Source organism: Arthrobacter sp. SD76, assembly GCF_049726125.1.
Lineage (GTDB): Bacteria > Actinomycetota > Actinomycetes > Actinomycetales > Micrococcaceae > Arthrobacter > Arthrobacter nitrophenolicus.
The window spans coordinates 4,322,994-4,340,823 of the sequence record NZ_JBNBLR010000001.1; the positions used below are offsets into that span (position 1 = coordinate 4,322,994).

The window sequence follows — 17,830 nt, forward strand, 5'->3', positions numbered from 1 at the left end:
CCGGCGGCGGGGCTACCTGCCGAAGCTGCGCAGCCGCAGTGAGTTGGCCACCACCAGGACCGAGCTCGCAGCCATCGCGGCACCGGCGATCATGGGGTTGAGCAGCCCCAGCGCGGCCACGGGAATGCCCACCGCGTTGTAGAAAAAGGCCCAGAACAGGTTCGTTTTGATCGTCGCCAGGGTTTTCCTGGAGAGCTCGATGGCCTGGGCCACTTGGGTGAGGTCGTTGCCCATGACGGTCAGGTCCGCGGCCTCGATGGCCACGTCGGTGCCGGAACCCATGGCAATCCCCAGGTCCGCCTGCGCCAGGGCCGCAGCGTCGTTGACGCCGTCGCCGGCCATGGCCACCGTTGCCCCGCCGGCCTGCAGCCGGCGGACGGCCTCAACCTTTCCTTCCGGCAGGACACCCGCATACACGTCCGCCGCATCAATGCCGACGGCGGCAGCCACCTGGGCGGCTACGGCGGCATTGTCGCCGGTCAGCAGGATGGGACGCAGCCCCAGGTGCTTCAGCCGGGCAACAGCCGCGGCGGATCCTTCCTTGACGGTGTCCCGCAGGCTGATCACGCCGGCCGGGGTGCCGTCCACGGCAACCCAGATTGCGGTGGCGCCTCCGGCCTCCGCCGCTGCCAGCACCTCCTGCTGTCCGCCCGTAAAGGGAATGCCGTTGTCCTCAAGCCACCCGGTGCGGCCGGCCACCACCAGCCGGCCCTCGACGGTGCCCAGGACTCCGCCGCCGGGTGCTGAACGGAAGGCCTGGACGGCGGGCAGGGCGCCGTCGTCGTGCATGGCCTGCTTTGCCGCTGCCGCGATGGCGTGCGCCACGGGGTGCTCGGACGCAGACTCCACCGCTCCGGCCAGCCTGAGCACTTCGTCCTCCGTGAAGCTGCTGAAGGCAGCGGTGGCATCAACGGCCAGGACGCCGGTGGTCACCGTCCCGGTCTTGTCGAGCAGGATGGTGTCCACGGTGCGGGTATCCTCGAGGACCTGCGGGCCCTTGATGAGGATGCCCAGTTGCGCTCCGCGGCCGGTACCGGTCAGCAGGCCAACCGGCGTGGCCAGGCCCAATGCGCAGGGGCAGGCAATGACCAGGACCGCGACGGCGGCCGTGAAGGCCGAGCGCAGCTCGCCGCCGGTCACGTCCGGGCCGGAGAACAGGAGCCACAGCGCGAAAGTGGCCGCCGCAATGGCCAGGACCACCGGCACGAAGACAGCGCTGATACGGTCCGCCAGCCGGGCGATGGGCGCCTTGCCCGTCTGTGCCTGCGATACCAGCCGGGCCATCTGCGCCAGGGTGGTTTCCGAGCCCACCCTGGTTGCCTTGACCAGCAGCCTTCCGGAGGTGTTGATGGTGGCGCCGGTGACCGCTGAGCCGGGTGCCACTTCCACGGGGACGGACTCGCCGGTGACCAGGGAGGCGTCCACCGCTGAGTTGCCGTCCACCACGACGCCGTCGGTGGCGATCTTCTCACCCGGCCGGACCACCAGGACGTTGCCCACCTGAAGCCGGTCCGCGGGGACGCGCTGCTCCACGCCGTCATGCAGGATGGTGGCGTCCTTGGCCCCGAGGTTGAGGAGGGCCTGCAGGGCGTCGCCGGCCTTTTTCTTGGCGTTCGCCTCCAGGTACCTGCCCAGGAGCAGGAAGGTGGTGACCACCGCCGCCACCTCGAAGTACAGGCCGCCGGTTTCCATTCCCTCCATGCCGGGGTGCTCGGTCATGCGGGGGTCGGCGGCAAGCTGCCAGGCGGAGAACAGGTAGGCCGCGGCCACGCCGAGGGATACCAGGGTGTCCATGGTGGACGCGAAGTGCCGCGCGTTGATGGCTGCGGCCCGGTGGAACGGCCAGGCGGCCCAGGTCACCACCGGCAGTGCCAGTGCGGCAGCAACCCAGCCCCAGTTGGCGAACTGGAACGCCGGGACCATGGAAACCAGGAACACGGGCAGCGTCAGGACGGCGGCCACCAGCAGGCGGGGCAGGAGCTGCGCCGCTGTGCCGCCGTGGGCGAGATGGTCACCTTCGACGGCGGCGCCCCCGGGTGCTGCGGCTTCCCCGGTGTCCCCGCTTGTGATCTGGGCATCGGTGACCTCACTGGTACCTTGGCTCGGACGGTGCGGCTGGCGGACTCTTGCCGTGTAGCCCGCCGCTTCAACCGTGGCTGTGAGTTGTTCGTCGGTGATCCCGGCCGGAACCCTGACGTAGGCCGATTCGAGCGGGAGGTTGACGGTTGCCTCCACGCCTTCGAGCTTGCCGAGCTTCTTCTCCACGCGGTTGACGCAGGAGGCGCAGGTCATGCCCTCGATATCGAGCTCCACTACGCGGGTGTCCGGCGGGCGGAGCAGGTCCTGGTGGCTCATGTCTTGTCCCCGTTGGCCCTTCTAGGCTTCGTTGGCAACGACCAGGTACCCGGCCTCTGCCACTGCTTCGCCGATTTCCGAGGGTGACAGTTTTTGGGTGGACGTGATGGTCACGGTGGAGATCCCGCCTGCGTTGAGTTCAACGTCCACGGCTTCCACCCCCGCAAGGGCTTCGAGTTCTTCGCTGACCGCGGAAACGCAGTGGCCGCAGGTCATGCCGGAAACGCTGACGGTTGTGATGGTGGGGGAGGTGGTGCTCATGGCTGGCTCCTGATCGTCTGGCCGGCGGTGGCCGGCGATGGGTGCAGTTGGGGGTTTAGCGAAGCAGTCTGCCGATGGCCTCGGCCGCTTCCTTGACCTTTGCATCAATGGCTTCGGCGCGCGCTTCCGGGTCGGGTTCGGCGGCGGCCCCGACCACGCAGTGGCCGATGTGCTCCTCCACCAGCCCCAGGCTGACGGCATGCAGGGCTTTGGTGACGGCGGACACCTGGGTGAGGATGTCGATGCAGTATTTGTCCTCATCCACCATCCGCGCAATGCCGCGAACCTGCCCCTCGATGCGCTTCAGCCGGCGGAGGTATGCCTCCTTGTTTCCTGTGTAGCCGTGTTCCGGCAAGTGCTCCACTGCGGACGCGGCGGTTGCTTCTTGGATGGAGTTCATGAACCCACCGTATACCCCTTAGGGGTATCGGGCAAGTACCCCCAGGGGGTATGTGCAAACTTTCGGGAAGAAGGGCACAAAAAAGCTCCGGAGTGCGTTATTGGGGGATACGCACTCCGGAGCAGCTCTTGGGCAAAAACCGGTGTCCACCTGCGTGGACCGGCCTGCTTGAATCAGCTTACTGGCTGGTATTAGCGTCCGCCAGCACCGCGAATAACTACTTTCACTTTATTTTCAGCGTGCCATTTCCGAGCCCTGCCGGCAGCCCCGGGAGGGGTTACGGTCTGTCCTCGTGAGCCGGCATCCGGTACGGAACCACCAGGACGGGCTTGCTCTGGTGGTGGGTCAGCCAGGCTCCCACCGAACCATTCAGTGCCTCCGAAAGCCGGTGCGAGAATCCACGTTCGGACGTGCCCACAATGATCATCGGCACGTTGGCTTCGGCGGCCAGCTGGCCCAGCGCACGGGCGGGATCGCCAGCGAGGGTGCGGAGCGTCCAGTCCACCGTGCCGCTGCCGGGCGGCACCTGGTCCACGGCTGACTGGATGTCTGACTTGAGTTCCGCTGTCAGGGTCCGGATGTCCTCGTCGTCGGCGTCCGGATGAAGCGACAGGCGGTGGGCCGAGCGGGCAGGGTCCCACTCCACCAGGTAGCTGGCCTCATCCACAAACGCGCACACCAGGGGCGTGCCCAGCCGGGCGGCCAGGGTGGCCGCGGTCTGCAGGACTTCCGGATGCTGTTTGGGCATGATCCCCACCAGCAGGGGGGGCAGTTCCACTGAACCGTTCCGATGTCATAGCTCATTGTGCGCCCGGGCAACTGCCTTGAACAGGTCCTGCCTCGTCACGTAAGCGCAGGTGAGGCCGTTATCACCACGTTCTTGCCCCACGGGTCTTCGGTGTAGCAGGAGATGAGGACCAGGCGGTTGGGCACGATGTCCCAGATGGGGCTGTCCTTCAAGCTGGACTTCACGAACGTCGTCACGCTGTCCACCTGGTAGGTCAGCGTTCCCGAAGCGGTGTCCACCTCGAAGCGGTCACCCACCCGGGAGGCTGAGCTCAAGTGGTTGAACGGCGCCTCCGCTCCGTCCCAGCTGTGGCCGATCACGTACGTCGTGTTTGCTGAGCCCTCCCCGGGGGTTCCGAACGGAACCAGCCAGTAGCCGTCCTTGGTTTCCGGCGGCACGATGGTCTGGCTGTCCTGCGCGGCGCCGTCGAGGTCCAGGGGGTGCACCGGCACGTCAAAGCCTGCCGCCCCGTACCGGATCCGGACCGGTGCCGCCGCTGCCGGCAGCACCGGTCCAGGTTGTGGTGGAGCGGCCGCGGCGGGCGCCGTCGTCGGCCTTTGGATGTCCGGCGTGCTGCCCACCAGCGGTGCTGCGGTTGCCGGTGCAAGGGTTGCCGTTTCAACGCTTCCGACGGCGGCCGGCTGCGGCTGGTGGAGCAGTGGGCCGCCGAACGTAATGGCCAGGAAGGCCAGGATTCCGGACAGGAGGATCGCGAGGTCACCGCGGTTCAAGCGGCGCCACCGGCGGCCGGTCCGGGCAACGTGCCGGCTGCGATCCTGGGACATCTCTACTCCTCTGCTGGCAGGGGGTGATGGGAAGGAAGGCGCCCCGCCGGGCACTGGCGGGACGCCTTCCTTGTCAGTGGCCGCGGAACGCGGCTCGAGCCCCGGGCTTAGCCTGCGGCGGAGGCGTCGGCCCTGCGGCGTACGGCCACTGCGGCTCCTGCTGCCACCAGTGCGCCCAACCCGGCAACCCAGGCGGGGGAGTATTCAGCCCCGCCAACGGCTGTCTGTGCGTTGTAGCCCTTGTTGGTGCCGAGGTTGGTGGTAGCGCTTGCGGCAGCACCGGTGCGTGCCGGCACCTGTGGCGTGGCGGCGGCGGGCTGCGCTGGAACCACAGGTGCACTGGCAGCAGGCGGCGCGGCCGGAGGAGCCACCACCTCGGCGGCCACCGGCGGGTGGACGACCGGCTGCTCGGCCGGGGGCACCACCACCGGCTGCTCGACGACCGGCTCAACCACAACGGGCGGGTCGACCGGCGGCGTCACCACGGGGGGTGTGACCACCGGCGGTTCAACGACGACCGGCAGTGTTTCGCCCGGCGGCAGCGGCGCGCAGTTGTCGACGTAAAGGAGCTTGCCGGCGTCGGTCCAGTTTTTGCCGGCCGACTGCGACGTGGGTGGAATGATGTCCAACGGGTGCTGGTCGTGGCCGCTGAGGCCATTGACGTTGAATTCCAGCGCTTCCCAGCTGCTGCCGTTGTTGTGGCAGACGGTGACTTTCTCAGGTGCGGCCATGGCAGGGGCAGTGAGGCCAATCAGGCCCAGCCCTGCCACCCCCAAAGTGGCTAAGGTGCGTTTCATTTTTTTCTCCCCAGTTATCCGTAGCGGTCCATGCGCGCGGGGAGTGCCAGCGTTGACGCCGTATGCCCCAGCAGCACGGTCAGCTTGCTTGAGGTTTCAGGCTAGGAGCGGCGGCAGGGGCGGGTCGCGAGTAGGAGGTACTCGACTTTATGGGCCGCTGACGTGGGCCGATACCTGCTCCTACGCGGAAATGGGGGAGTACTACTTGTTCAGCGTGGGAAACCGGCCGACTCTTTTGATCCTCCCTTGTCCGCGGTTGGCCCCGCGCCTAACGTTGAAGCATACGAAAGGTGTGTGGACATGGAAATCTACATGTGGTGGCTGGACCTGGACCTCGACACCAAGGAGTGGCTGCGGGAGAACCTCCGTGCCGAGGAGTTGCCGCTTCCCGTGCTCCAGGGCATTGCGGAAGCGGGCGGACCGCACCCCGATAACCCTGCAGCAGTCCTGAGCGATGCCGACTGGGATTTCATCGAGACGCAGTCGGAGTTTGTCGACTGACCCGAGGACCCGGAGGCTTCTGCCGCCATAAAACCGTTGCGGGCCGCCCGCAGCGATGGTTGCATGGGGGACATGGCATCCGCAGAGAGTTTTGTCTTAGCGATCGGGACTAAAAAAGGGACTGTGGCTGGCCACCAGCCAGGACAGGAGTACCTGGTCCTTCACCGGCCCCCATTTCCTGATGAGCGAAATCCCCAGCATCGGGATCGATACCCGGAACGGGCGCACCCGGATCATGGTGGGCGTCCGCAATGAGCACTGGGGACCCACGGTTGCCCATTCCGATGACCTCGGCGCCACCTGGTCCGAGCCCGAGCAGGGGGCCATCAGGTTTCCGGAGGACACCGGCGCGGCCGTCGAGCGGGTGTGGCAGATCTATCCGGATGCCAAATCCCGGCCGGGGGTGGTCTGGGCTGGCGCGGAGCCCATTTCCGTGTGGAAATCCACGGACGGCGGCGAACACTTCGAACTGAACCGGGGGCTGTGGGACCACCCGCACCGCAGCGAGTGGGGTGCAGGATATGGTGGCGCAGCGGCGCATTCCATCGTGGTCCATCCCAGTGGGAAGACCGTCCACGTGGCTATGAGCACTGGGGGCGTTTACCGGTCGGTTGACGGTGGCACCTCCTGGGAGCCGCGCAACAAGGGAATCTCGGCCTACTTTATGCCCGACCCCAACCCTGAGTTCGGCCAGTGCGTGCACAAGATTGCCGCGGATGCCGCCGTCGAAGGCCGCCTTTATGCGCAAAACCATCACGGCGTCTACCGTACGGACGACAATGCCGAGACCTGGACCTCCATCGCGGACGGCCTGCCCGCTGATTTCGGATTCGTGATGCTCACCCACCCCCGCCGCGCGGGGACGGCCTGGGTGGTGCCGCTGAAAGCTGACGGCGAACGCATTCCGCCCGATGGTGAACTGGCGGTGCACCGCACGGACGATGCAGGCTCCACCTGGAAGCGGCTGGCGTCCGGCCTGCCCACCGGCGAGTACAACAGCGTGCTGCGCGATGCCGCTTCGGTGGACACGGCGGAACCCGCGGGCGTGTATTTCGGCACGCGCGGCGGCGCTGTCTATGCCAGCGCGGATGAGGGTGACACCTTTACCGAAGTAGCATCGCACCTGCCGGATGTGCTGTGTGTCCGGGCGGCAGTGGTGGCCGGTGCCTGACATCGCAGTGGTCCTGCCGAGCGTCCTGCAGCCCCTCGCCGGCGGGCAGTCCGTGCTGACTGCGCCCGCCGACGGGCCTGTGACGGTGGGGGAGCTGCTGGATGCGGTGACCTCCGGCTACGCCGTTCTCGGCAGGCGGCTCCGCGACGAGACGGGCGCGCTGCGCCGCTTCGTGAATGTCTATGTGGACGGGGACGAGGTGCGCCGCCTGCAGGGGCTGGAAACCGAGGTGGCGCCGGGCCAGGAGGTTCTGGTGATCCAGTCGGTGGCCGGCGGCTGAATCCCGTGTGTGCCGCGGCTGCGGGCAGTCCTTACTGACTACACCCGCTTGCCGCGGCGGCGCTGCCCCGGGAAGGGCAGCAAGGCGTTGAAGTTCAGGCGACCCGCCAGACGGTGCATTCGTCCGCATTGATGGCTTTCCGCAGCCCTGTAATCCGGTCCAGGATCCAGACCACGCCGATGCCCGGCGCTGTTTCCTGGACGCTGCCGCGGCGGATCACCACGTCGTCGTAGGAAGGGCCCACGGAAAGGCGGGCTTCAATTTCGTCACCGCGGTGGAGCTGGTCCAGGGCGCGGACTCTGGTTACATGCGTGGTCGCTTTCTTCAACATTGCGTGGCCTCCTGGCTGGAGCTGGTGCCGGCTCTTGCCTGCACTACCAAGTGTGGCCGGGCAATGTTGCGCGCCGGTTTCCCCGCGGTTAGGGACCGGTTAGTTCTTCGAGCCGGTGTTGTTTCCCTGGTGCCGGGATTCCGCTCAGGCGGCGCCGCGGCTGCGGTAGCCGGCCAGGAAGGCCGAAATCCTTTCCACGGCTTCCTCGATGTCCAGGACGGACGGGAGGATCACGAACCGGAAGTGGTCCGGGGCGGGCCAGTTGAACGCGGTGCCGTGGGAGACCAGGATTTTCTGTTCCTGCAGGAGGTCCAGGACGAACTGCTCGTCATTGGCGATCGGGTACAGTTCCGGATCCAGGCGCGGGAACAGGTACATGGCCCCCGACGCCGGCACGCAGGTGACGCCGGGGATGGCAGTGAGCAGTTTATGGGCGAGGTCGCGCTGTTCCCGCAGCCGTCCGCCCGGATTCACCAGGGCCTCGATGCTTTGGTAGCCGCCCAGGCAGGTCTGGATGGCGTGCTGGGCGGGAACGTTCGCGCAGAGGCGCAGCGAGGCAAGCAGCTCCAGGGCTTCCCGGTAGCCGGCGGTGGCGGCGAGGGGTCCGGTGATGGCCACCCACCCCGCGCGGTAACCGGGCATCCGGTAGGCCTTGGACAGCCCGCTGAAGGTCAGGCAGCACACGTCTTCCGCCACTGACGCGGTGTGGATGTGGCGGGCGCCGTCGTACAGCACCTTCTCGTAGATCTCGTCCGAGAACAGCACCAGGTTGTGCTTGCGTGCCAGGGCAGCGAACTGTTCCAGGATGTGGCGGGGGTACACCGCGCCCGTGGGGTTGTTCGGGTTGATGATCACGATGCCCTTGGTGCGGCTGGTGATTTTCGCTTCCACGTCCGCCATGTCCGGCCACCAGTTCTCTGCCTCATCGCAGAGGTAGTGCACCGGTTTGCCGCCGGTGAGGGTCACGGCAGCCGTCCAGAGCGGGTAGTCCGGCGCCGGGACCAGGATCTCGTCACCGTTTTCCATGAATGCCTGCAGGCACATGGAAATGAGTTCGCTGACGCCGTTGCCGACCACGATGTCCTCAACGCCGATGTTCATCAGGCCGCGGGTCTGGTAGTACTGCGAGATGGCGGTGCGCGCGGTGAAAATCCCCTTGGAATCGCTGTACCCCTGCGCACCGCGAAGGTGGTGGATCATGTCAACGACGACGGATTCCGGCGCTTCCAGCCCGAACGGCGCCGTGTCCCCAAGGTTCATCTTGAGGATGCGGTGCCCCTCGGCCTCCATGTTCTTGGCCGCCTGGAGGATGGGGCCGCGGAGTTCGTAGCGGACATTCCGGAGTTTGCTGGAGTGTTGCATGGCGCGCATGGTTGATCTTTTCACACAGCCGGCGCCGGCCGCCCCTGCTTAGGGCAGGGGAGGCCGGCGGCGGTGCTAGGAAACTGCAGCGCCGGTTCGTTCGGCAGCGATGGCGTTTGGAACTGCGAGAAGTGCTATCAGGGCAAGAGCTCCGGCCGCTGCGAATACGTAGAATCCCCAGGGATAGGCGATGCCTGCTGCCACCAGTCCGCCCGTTACTGCAGGTCCCATGATGGCCCCCACGCGGCCCACGCCGGCAGCGAAGCCGAGTGCCGTGGCACGCAGCCGGGCCGGGAAAAGCTGGCTCACCCAGGCGTAGACGAGCACCTGGGAACTGAAGACGAACACTCCAGTGACGAAGACAAGCACGTTGAGCAGGACTGCGTTCTCCACCTTGATGCTCAGGAGCGCCAGGCACAGTGCCGAGAGGCCGAACCACAGCAGCACGATGCGTTTTGTGCCGTGCTTGTCTGCCAGGATGCCGGCGACAATAAGGCCGGCGACAGCGCCAAGGTTCAGTACCAGCAGCAGCGAGAGGCCCGCGCTGACCGGATACCCTGCGGATGCCATCAGTTGGGGAAGCCACGTGTTCAGGCCGTACACGAGCAGCAGCCCCATGAATGATGCCGCGGCGATGGCTGCGGCTACCACCGGGTACGGCTTCTTCACCAGGTCGCGGAAGCCGGTGCGGGACTCCGCCCCGGCTGCCCTGGCCGGTGGCAGCGTCTCCGGCAGCTTGAACCACAAGAAAGGCAGGAGCAGCAAACCTGCAACGCCGCCCACGACGAACATGGTCCGCCATTCCGGAATGACCAGCAAGGCCAGGAATGCCGTGGCCACGGCGCCGACGTGGTACCCGGTCATGGTGCGGGTGGTCGACTTGCCGGCATTGCCTGCAGGCGAGTAATCGTTCATGTACGCCAAGGCAGCGGGCAGGCAGGCTCCGAGCCCGGCACCGGCCAGAAGCCGGAAAACGCCGAACACGGCAACGTTCGGCGCCCACACGACGGCGAGGGTAAACACCGAAAACCACAGCACGCAGGCCATGAGCAGGTTTCGCCGCCCAGGCGGTCCGAGAGGGGAGCAATGAAAAGCGCACCCGCGCCCACGCCCACCAGGGAAACCGTGGCCACGAAGGTGGCGCCCACGGCATCAAAGCCCAGCTCGCCGGTCTTGATGAGTGTCGGGATGACGGTGCCGAGAACCACAAGGTCGAAGCCGTCCAGGACCATTGCCAGCCAGCACAGCCATACAGGCCAGCGCGAGGGCAGGCCGGATGAAGAAGTTGTCATGAAATCCTCGTTGATATCAGAAAGATGCCTTCGCCGCCCGGTCAGCAGGGTGTGACCCGCGGCATAAGCAAGAAGACTACATGGCAGTTCTCTTAACGTACAAATGTTCGTCTAGCGAACAGTTGGATTCCGGTGCATCGCTTATGGCGCCAGCCGGTCCCCCTTCCGGTGCACCCGGAACCAACGGTATCCGTAGCGCCCCAGCTCGGCCGTAAAGCCGCCGCCGGGCTCCAGTTCCACGTTGTCGCCGTCGAACAGGTCCAGCAGCATGGCGTCCTTGTAGGCCTGCGGCGGGGCGTCCTCTCCACCCACCAGGCCGCTGACCTTCACCGGGTCCTCGCCAAAGTTGTGCAGCAGCACCAGCGTCCCGCCGTCGGAACTGCAGGTATGGGCGAACACCGCGGGCTCCGGCTGGTCAATGACGTTGAATTCACCCCAGCCCAGCTCCGCGGACTCGCGGTAGCGGCGGATCAGCGTGGCCATGAAGTTGAACAGCGAGTCCGGGTCCCGCTTGGCCGCGGCGGCGTTGACCCGGCCGGGCCCGTCGTCGCCCCTGGCCAGCGGAGCCACCAGGTCCGCTGCCTTGGCACTGGAAAAGCCGCCGTTCTTTTCGCTGGTCCACTGCATGGGGGTGCGCACGGCGGCGCGGCTCTTCTGCCGAAGGTCCTCGCCCATGCCGATCTCCTCGCCGTAGAACAGCACGGGCGTGCCCGGCAGCGAGAATATCAGCGAGTACACCATCCGGATCCGTTCCTGGTCGCCGCCCAGCATCGGCGGCAGCCTGCGGCGCAGGCCCCGGCCGTAGATCTGCATGTTCTTGTCCGGCCCGAAGGCGGCGAAAACCTCCTGCCGCTCGCCGTCGCTGAGCTTGTCCAGGGTGAGTTCGTCATGGTTGCGGACGAACATGGCCCACTGGTTGTCCGGATGGATGGCCGGCCGGCTCTTGAGCGTCTCCGCGAGCGGGCGGGCATCCTGCCGGGCCAGCGACAGGTAGATGTGCTGCATCGACATAAAGTCGAACTGCATGTTCAGCTCGTTGCCCTCGGGACCGCCGAAGTACTCCAGCTGCTCCTTGTAGGGCAGGTTCACCTCGCCCAGCAGCACCGCGCTGCCGTTGCGGCGGCTCACAAAGCTGCGGAGCGCCGCAAGGTACTCGTGCGGGTCCAGGTTGGCGGCCTCATCCTTGGGCTGGCCGCGGGTCTCCAGGAAGAACGGCACGGCATCCAGCCGAAAACCGTCCAGCCCCAGTTCCAGCCACAGTCCCATCGCCTTCGCGATCTGGTCCCGGACGCCGGGATGGGTGACGTTGAGGTCCGGCTGGTGCTTGGCGAACATGTGCAGGTACCACTCGCCCGTGGCGTCGTCCTGCGTCCACAGCGAATTCTCCTCCCCGGGGAAGACCACCTCGGAGGACGTGTCCGGGGGAGTGTCCTGGCGCCACACGTAGAAGTCGCGGAACGGGTTGTCCGTCGATTTCCTGGCCTCGACGAACCACGGGTGCTGGTCGGAGGTGTGGTTGACCACGAAGTCCGCGATCACGCGCATGCCCCGGTCCTTGGCGGCGCGGATGAACTCCACCAGGTCGCCGAGCGTGCCCAGCCGGGAGTCCACGGCGAAGAAGTCCGTCACGTCATAGCCGTCGTCCCGGTCCGGGGACGGGTAGAACGGCATGAGCCAGATGCAGGTCACGCCCAGGGCGGCCAGGTAGTCCACCCGCTGGGTCAGCCCGGCGAAATCTCCGGTGCCGTCGCCGTCGTCGTCAAAGAACGTCTCCACGTCCAGGCAGTAGATGACCGCGTTCTTCCACCACAGGTCGGACGTCTCGGCGAGCCTCATGCCCGGGCCTCCGACGACGGTTCGGCAGCCGCTGCGGCAAGCTGCGGTTCAGGCGCTCCGCCGGATGTCCGCAGGTGGGGCAGGACGTCCGCCGCGAACGCGTCGATGAAGGGAGCCTGCTCCTGGCCCACGAAATGCAGGTAGAGCTCGTCGAACCCGAGCTCGGCGTAACCGGCCAGCCAGTCCACGTGCTGCTCCAGGCTTGCCGATACGTTGACGCTTGTGCGGACCTGCTCCTCGCCCACATGCTCGCCCACGCCGTCGAAATGCCCGGCCGTCGGCAGGTCCCAGGGCACAGGCGGGGCGAACGTGTTGGTCCGCCACTGGTCCACGGCGATGGCAGCAGCCTGCTCTTCGCGGGACGCCCACGAAAGGTGGACCTGCAGCACGGCCTTGCCTTGTCCGCCGTTGTCCCGGTAGGCGGCCAGCATGTCCCGCAGCTTGTCGGCAGGCTGGTTGACGGTGACCAGCCCGTCCGCCCAGGCGGCGGCACGTCGTGCTGTCTCCACGCTGATGGCGGGCGCAATCAGCGGCGGCGGAGAATCCGGGACATCCCAGATCCGCGCCTGCTCCACCGTCACCAGGCCGCGGTGCGTGACTTCCTCACCGCGGTGCAGCCTGCGGATGACGTCAACGCACTCTTCCAGCCGGCGCTGCCGGATGTCCTTGGCCGGCCAGGCATCGCCGGTGATGTGCTCGTTCATGTTTTCGCCGCTGCCGGGGGCGAACCAGAACCGTCCCGGGAACATCCCGGCGAGGGTCGCGGACGCGTGGGCGATGATTGCCGGGTGGTAGCGCTGGCCCGGTGCCGTCACCACCCCGAACCGGAGGCCGGTGGTGGCCAGGGCGGCCCCCAGCCAGGACCAGGCGAACCCGGAATGGCCCTGGCGTGCGGACCACGGCTCGATGTGGTCGGAGCACATGGCGGCGTCAAAGCCTGCGCGCTCCGCATGCTGGACATCCTGGAGCAGCTGGCCGGGACTGATCTGTTCGTGGGAGGCGTGAAAGCCGACGGTAACCATCGTTAACCTCTACCGTCCGGTACGGTGCCCTGTCGAGGGCATCCCGGACGGCGGTGCCCAAACCCGTCCACTTGTCGGATAAGTTTGGAACTTGTAGTACTGCGTTCCTGCCGACGATGCGGGGGCCGGCGGAACGGGAAGGAAGTACCTCAATGGGAGGCGTGCTGATCGGGCTGGCGGTGATCGGCGTCGTGATCGCCGTGGGGTACATCGCGGCGCGCTGCGGCCTGGGCGGCGAGCCCACCGTCACGGCATTGACGCGCACGGCGTTCTTCATCACCAACCCGGTCCTGCTGTTCACGGTGGTCCTGGAATCGGACGTCAGCGTGGTGTTCTCTGCCTACGTGCCGCTGGCCCTGCTTACCGCACTGGTCACCGCGCTGCTGTACGTGGTGATCAGCCGGCTGTGGTTCCCGAGGCCGCTCGCCGAAACGGCGGTCGGCGCCATGGCCAGTTCCTACGTCAACGCCAACAACATCGGCATCCCCATCACCCTGTACGCGCTGGGGGACGCCACCCCCGTGGCACCGGTGCTCCTGGTCCAGCTGCTCCTGCTGGCGCCGCTGGTGCTCACCTTGTTGGACCTTTCGGCCGCCGGCAGGTTCTCGCCGCGGCTGATGCTGACGCAGCCGTTCCGGAATCCCATGATCATCGCCACCCTCCTGGGCGTGGTGCTGGCGGCGTTCAACGTGGAGCTGCCTGAGCCGGTGATGGCCCCGCTGGCCTTGCTCGGCGGCGCGGCCGTGCCGGTGGTGCTGCTGGCGTTCGGCATGTCGCTGCACGGCAGCCGGATGCTGGGCAGCGGCGGGCATACGGCGGAGATCCTCACCGCCACCGTGCTCAAGTCCGCGGTGATGCCGGCGGTGGCGTTCGTCGTCGGTCGCTTCCTGTTCAACCTGGACCAGCCCATGCTCCTGGGCGTTGTCCTCATGGCTGCGCTCCCCTCCGCCCAGAACGCCTTCCTGTTCGCCAGCAAGTACGGCCGGGGAGTGGCCGTGGCCAGGGAAACCATCATGCTCTCCACGGCCGCTGCGGCGCCGGCGCTGATCCTCATCGTCTGGCTGCTCGCAGGCTGATCCGCCGCGCCGGCAGGCAGGGCAGGGGTTCCGCGCCGGCCGCCCCCGGGCAAGAATGGGCACATGGAACTTCCCGTGATGCCGCCTGTCCCGCCCATGCTCGCCAAATCCGTCAGCGGCATCGACGGTATTCCGGGGACAGGGAGCCTCAGCTACGAACCCAAGTGGGACGGCTTCCGGTCCATCATCTTCCGCGACGGGGACGAGCTGGAAATCGGCAGCCGCAACGAAAAGCCGATGACCCGGTACTTTCCCGAGCTGGTGGCGGCGCTGAAGGAGAACCTGCCGCCGCGGTGCGTGGTGGACGGGGAAATCATCCTGGTGGGCGCCTCGGGCGACCGGCTGGACTTCGACACCCTGCAGCAGCGCATCCACCCCGCCGCCAGCCGGGTGAAGCTGCTGGCGGAGCAGACCCCGGCATCCTTCGTGGCCTTCGACCTCCTGGCCCTGGGCGATGACGACTACACCGGCAGGCCCTTTTCCGAACGCCGCGCCGCGCTGGAGAAGGCGCTGGCGGCCAGCAAGGCACCGGTCCACCTCACGGCCGCCACCACGGACAAGGACACCGCCGGCAAATGGTTCGAGCAGTTCGAGGGCGCCGGCCTGGACGGCGTGGTGGCCAAGAGGCTGGATGGCCGGTACGAACCGGACAAGCGGGTGATGTTCAAGATCAAGCACGAGCGCACGGCCGACTGCGTGGTGGCCGGCTACCGGCTGCACAAGAGCGGGCCGGACAGCATCGGCTCGCTGCTCCTGGGCCTGTACAAGGACGACGGCGGCCTGGCGAGCGTTGGCGTGATCGGCGCCTTCCCGATGAAGCGCCGCAAGGAGCTGTTCCAGGAACTGCAGCCCCTGGTGACCGATTTCGACAACCACCCCTGGGCATGGGCGAAGCAGGAGGAAGGCGAACGGACGCCGCGGAACGCCGAGGGCAGCCGCTGGAGCGCCGGCAAGGACCTGTCCTTCGTGCCGCTGCGGCCGGAACTGGTGGTGGAGGTCCGGTACGACCACATGGAGGGGGACAGGTTCCGGCACACCGCCCAGTTCAACCGCTGGCGCCCGGACCGGGACCCGGAGTCGTGCACCTACGCGCAGCTGGAGGAGCCGGTCAACTTTGACCTCGCCTCGGTCCTGGAGACCGGCCGGCCCTAGCCGTTGCCCCGGACTGCCGGGTTCCTGGCGTCCAGCATGCTCCACAGGCCGTCCGCGCGGCAGGGAATGGACGCGTCCACCAGTGCCCGGCTGTGCGGGTGCCGCGGGGCGGCGAAAAAGTCGCGCGTTTCGGCCACCTCCACAACCCTACCCTCGAGCAGGACCGCCACCCTGTCGCACATGTACCGCACCACGTCCATGTCGTGGGAGATCACGATCAGGGACAGGTCATGCTCACGCTGCAGCCGCAGCAGCAGGTTCAGGATGGTCCGCTGCGTGAGCGCGTCCAGGGCTGAGGTGGCTTCGTCGCAGATCAGCACTTTAGGTTCGAGCAGGAGGGCGCGGGCGATGGTGGCCCGCTGCAGCTGGCCGCCGGAGCATTGGCCGGGGCGCTTGTCCAGGAGGGCGGCATCCAGCTCCACCTCCTTGAAGGCGGCCGCGATCCGCTCGTCCCGCTGGGCGGGCGGGAGGTCCCGCCGCGGCGGCAGCGGTGCCTGCAGGCTTGCCCGCAGGGTCATGCGGGGGTCGAACGCGCCGTGCGGCTCCTGGAACACCAGCTGCACCGCCGTGGGCCGGGCGGCGCCGCCGTCGAACCGCCGGCTGATAATCCCGGTGCTGGCCTCCTCAAGCCCGACGATGGCCTTGGCCAGGGTGCTCTTGCCGGACCCGGACTGGCCGAGGACGCCCAGGATCTCCCCGCGGCGGAGCGTGAGTGAGACATCTTCCAGCACGGTACTGCCGCGCCTGCGCCCGAAGCGCTTGCCCACCTTGTCCAGGACCAGCACGTCGCCTTCTCCGGGGGACGGACGACGCCGGGAGGCGGGTGCCAGCTGCGCCGCGGCCAGCAGGTCCCGGGCATACTCCGTTGCGGGGCGGGTAAGCAGCTCACCTGCGGGTCCGTCCTCCACGATGCTGCCGGCGTTCATGACCAGGACGCGGTCCGCGTAAGCGGCGACGGACGCCAGGTTGTGCGTGATGTACAGGATGCCGAGCCCGCGCTCCCGGCGCTCGCGGTCCAGCAGCTGCAGCACCTGGCGTTCAAGCATCTTGTCCAGGGCTGACGTAGGCTCATCGGCCAGGAGCATGTCCGGTTGGCCGGCCAGCGCCAGGGCGGTCATGGCGCGCTGGGCCATGCCGCCCGAAAGCTGGTGCGGGAAAGAGCGAAGGCCATTGCCGGGGTCGGCGAAACCAACCTCCGCCAGCAGCTCCAGGGCCTTGGCCCGGGCCTTGGACCCGCGCAGCCCGGCGTGCAGGCGCAGCGGCTCTTTGAGGTGGTTCCCGATGGTCCGGTTGGGGTTGAACATCCGCTTGGGCTGCTGGAACAGCATGCCCAGCCGCCCACCGCGGACCGCGTTGAGTTCGGGTTCGCGGGCGCGCGCCAGGTCCTGGTCCCCCAGCCGGATGGACCCTGCGGTGATTTCCAGCTGCGGGGGCAGCAGCCGCAGGCACGACATGGCGGTGAGCGTCTTCCCCGACCCCGAACTGCCCACCAGGGCCACGAACTCACCGGGCTCGACGGCGAGGGAGACGCCGGACAGCAAACGGCGGCCGTGTCCGCCGTCGTCGGTTTTGTGCCGGACCTCCAGGCCGTCCAGCACCAGCCGGGCGCTCACGTGTCCGCCGCCGTCGGAAGCAGCAGGGGCCCGGCGGCCATGTGGGCGGCGCGCTGGCCCAGCAGGGTGACACAGAGGGCAACCGTGAAGATGACCAGGCCCGGGCCAGGATGCCCAGCGGTGCACGGTCGGCAAACGGCTGCGCCGCGGCCAGCATGGAGCCCCAGTCCGACTGCGGCGGCTGGACGCCCAGGCCGAGGTAGGAGAGGGCGCCTACGCTGATCAGCAGGTGGCCGAACCGCAGGGTGGCCTGGCCCAGGATCGGGGCGGCAAGGTGCGGCAGGACGTGCCGGAAGATAACGAAGCGCGGACTGCAGCCCAGCACCCTGGCGGCATCCACGAACCCGCGGGCGGAGACGTCGTAGGCAAGGGTCCGTGCCAGCCGGGCGAAGGGCGTCCAGCCGGTGACGGTGAGCGCCAGCAGCAGGGGACCGAATCCGGTGCCGAGGGCCGCGACGATGAACAGCGCCACTACCATCTCCGGCAGCGCGAGCAGGACATCGTTCGTGCGGGTGAGGAACTCATCCACCCAGCCACGTCGCCGGGCGCTGAGGATGCCGATGCCCACCCCCAGGATGCACGTCAGCACCGTTGCCAAGGCGGCGACGGACATGGAGAACCGGCCACCCTCCAGGATCCGGCTCAGCGTGTCCCGGCCCAGGTTGTCGGTACCCAGCCAGTGCGCTGCCGACGGCGGTGCCAGGCGCAGTGCCAGGTTCTGCTCCGCGGGCGGGTAGGGCGAGATCCACGGGGCAAGCAGCACCGCCAGGACGATCAGGGCAAGGACTGATCCGGCAACCGCGGTCACG

The 17,830-nt window shown here is 67.6% G+C and carries 15 protein-coding genes and 3 pseudogenes; 5 read left to right on the forward strand and 13 right to left on the reverse strand.

The annotated features are described in order from the left end of the window. Positions 1-12: 12 nt before the first annotated feature. The 6 genes and pseudogenes from ACPEE0_RS20895 to ACPEE0_RS20920 form a co-directional block, all read right to left on the reverse strand. Positions 13-2,355 carry a heavy metal translocating P-type ATPase gene (locus tag ACPEE0_RS20895; RefSeq protein ID WP_009357068.1) on the reverse strand — a complete coding sequence of 781 codons (2,343 nt, stop codon included), beginning with the start codon at positions 2,353-2,355 and terminating at the stop codon, positions 13-15. Positions 2,356-2,376: 21 nt separating this feature from the next. Beyond that, positions 2,377-2,616 (reverse strand): heavy-metal-associated domain-containing protein, encoded by a 240-nt coding sequence (locus ACPEE0_RS20900; RefSeq protein WP_009357067.1) that lies wholly within the window; start codon positions 2,614-2,616, stop codon positions 2,377-2,379. Positions 2,617-2,671: 55 nt separating this feature from the next. Further along, a complete protein-coding gene (locus ACPEE0_RS20905) occupies positions 2,672-3,016 on the reverse strand; it encodes a metal-sensitive transcriptional regulator (RefSeq protein WP_009357066.1) in 345 nt (114 codons plus the stop codon). Between the two features lie 277 nt (positions 3,017-3,293). Further along, a pseudogene (locus ACPEE0_RS20910) lies at positions 3,294-3,813 on the reverse strand (universal stress protein). Between the two features lie 46 nt (positions 3,814-3,859). Continuing rightward, positions 3,860-4,588 carry a class F sortase gene (locus ACPEE0_RS20915; protein ID WP_009357064.1) on the reverse strand — a complete coding sequence of 243 codons (729 nt, stop codon included), beginning with the start codon at positions 4,586-4,588 and terminating at the stop codon, positions 3,860-3,862. Positions 4,589-4,695: 107 nt separating this feature from the next. Beyond that, entirely contained in the window at positions 4,696-5,385 is a 690-nt protein-coding gene (locus ACPEE0_RS20920) for a hypothetical protein (RefSeq protein WP_200859137.1), read from the reverse strand. A 300-nt stretch (positions 5,386-5,685) separates the two neighbouring features. On the opposite strand from ACPEE0_RS20920, the gene ACPEE0_RS20925 reads away from it, so the two are divergent. The 3 genes and pseudogenes from ACPEE0_RS20925 to ACPEE0_RS20935 all read left to right on the forward strand — a co-directional run bounded on the left by ACPEE0_RS20925 (position 5,686) and on the right by ACPEE0_RS20935 (position 7,337). Next, positions 5,686-5,886: a hypothetical protein gene (locus ACPEE0_RS20925; RefSeq protein ID WP_009357062.1), complete on the forward strand. Its 201-nt coding sequence runs from the start codon at positions 5,686-5,688 to the stop codon at positions 5,884-5,886. Between the two features lie 63 nt (positions 5,887-5,949). Then, positions 5,950-7,057: pseudogene (locus ACPEE0_RS20930) on the forward strand (exo-alpha-sialidase). Then, positions 7,017-7,337 (forward strand): MoaD/ThiS family protein, encoded by a 321-nt coding sequence (locus ACPEE0_RS20935; protein ID WP_407710247.1) that lies wholly within the window; start codon positions 7,017-7,019, stop codon positions 7,335-7,337. Before ACPEE0_RS20930 ends, ACPEE0_RS20935 begins: the two are co-directional and overlap by 41 nt. Before the next feature lie 94 nt (positions 7,338-7,431). On the opposite strand, the gene ACPEE0_RS20940 is transcribed toward ACPEE0_RS20935, so the two are convergent. The 5 genes and pseudogenes from ACPEE0_RS20940 to ACPEE0_RS20960 form a co-directional block, all read right to left on the reverse strand. Further along, entirely contained in the window at positions 7,432-7,668 is a 237-nt protein-coding gene (locus tag ACPEE0_RS20940; RefSeq protein ID WP_009357060.1) for a hypothetical protein, read from the reverse strand. A 144-nt stretch (positions 7,669-7,812) separates the two neighbouring features. Then, on the reverse strand, positions 7,813-9,039 hold the full coding sequence (locus ACPEE0_RS20945; protein ID WP_009357059.1) for a pyridoxal phosphate-dependent aminotransferase: 1,227 nt from the start codon (positions 9,037-9,039) through the stop codon (positions 7,813-7,815). 66 nt (positions 9,040-9,105) lie between these two features. Beyond that, positions 9,106-10,322, reverse strand: a pseudogene (locus ACPEE0_RS20950) (MFS transporter). A gap of 141 nt (positions 10,323-10,463) precedes the next feature. Continuing rightward, the gene (locus ACPEE0_RS20955) at positions 10,464-12,158 is read right to left on the reverse strand and encodes an alpha-amylase family protein (RefSeq protein WP_424575198.1); all 1,695 of its coding nucleotides are present in this window, start codon (positions 12,156-12,158) and stop codon (positions 10,464-10,466) included. After that, positions 12,155-13,180: a TIGR03885 family FMN-dependent LLM class oxidoreductase gene (locus tag ACPEE0_RS20960; protein WP_009357056.1), complete on the reverse strand. Its 1,026-nt coding sequence runs from the start codon at positions 13,178-13,180 to the stop codon at positions 12,155-12,157. The genes ACPEE0_RS20955 and ACPEE0_RS20960 overlap by 4 nt, the downstream gene beginning before the upstream one ends. Before the next feature lie 152 nt (positions 13,181-13,332). Here ACPEE0_RS20960 and ACPEE0_RS20965 point away from each other — a divergent pair, with 152 nt between their 5' ends. Both ACPEE0_RS20965 and ACPEE0_RS20970 read left to right on the forward strand, forming a co-directional pair. Next, positions 13,333-14,256, forward strand: a complete 924-nt coding sequence (locus ACPEE0_RS20965) for an AEC family transporter (protein WP_009357055.1) — start codon at positions 13,333-13,335, stop codon at positions 14,254-14,256. Positions 14,257-14,319: 63 nt separating this feature from the next. Continuing rightward, positions 14,320-15,408: an ATP-dependent DNA ligase gene (locus ACPEE0_RS20970; protein ID WP_009357054.1), complete on the forward strand. Its 1,089-nt coding sequence runs from the start codon at positions 14,320-14,322 to the stop codon at positions 15,406-15,408. Here the strand turns inward: ACPEE0_RS20970 and ACPEE0_RS20975 are convergent. Both ACPEE0_RS20975 and ACPEE0_RS20980 read right to left on the reverse strand, forming a co-directional pair. Beyond that, a complete protein-coding gene (locus tag ACPEE0_RS20975) occupies positions 15,405-17,021 on the reverse strand; it encodes an ATP-binding cassette domain-containing protein (RefSeq protein WP_009357053.1) in 1,617 nt (538 codons plus the stop codon). The two genes, ACPEE0_RS20970 and ACPEE0_RS20975, sit on opposite strands and share 4 nt — an antisense overlap. Beyond that, a complete protein-coding gene (locus ACPEE0_RS20980) occupies positions 16,912-17,829 on the reverse strand; it encodes an ABC transporter permease (RefSeq protein ID WP_424575199.1) in 918 nt (305 codons plus the stop codon). The genes ACPEE0_RS20975 and ACPEE0_RS20980 overlap by 110 nt, the downstream gene beginning before the upstream one ends. Position 17,830: the final 1 nt, after the last annotated feature.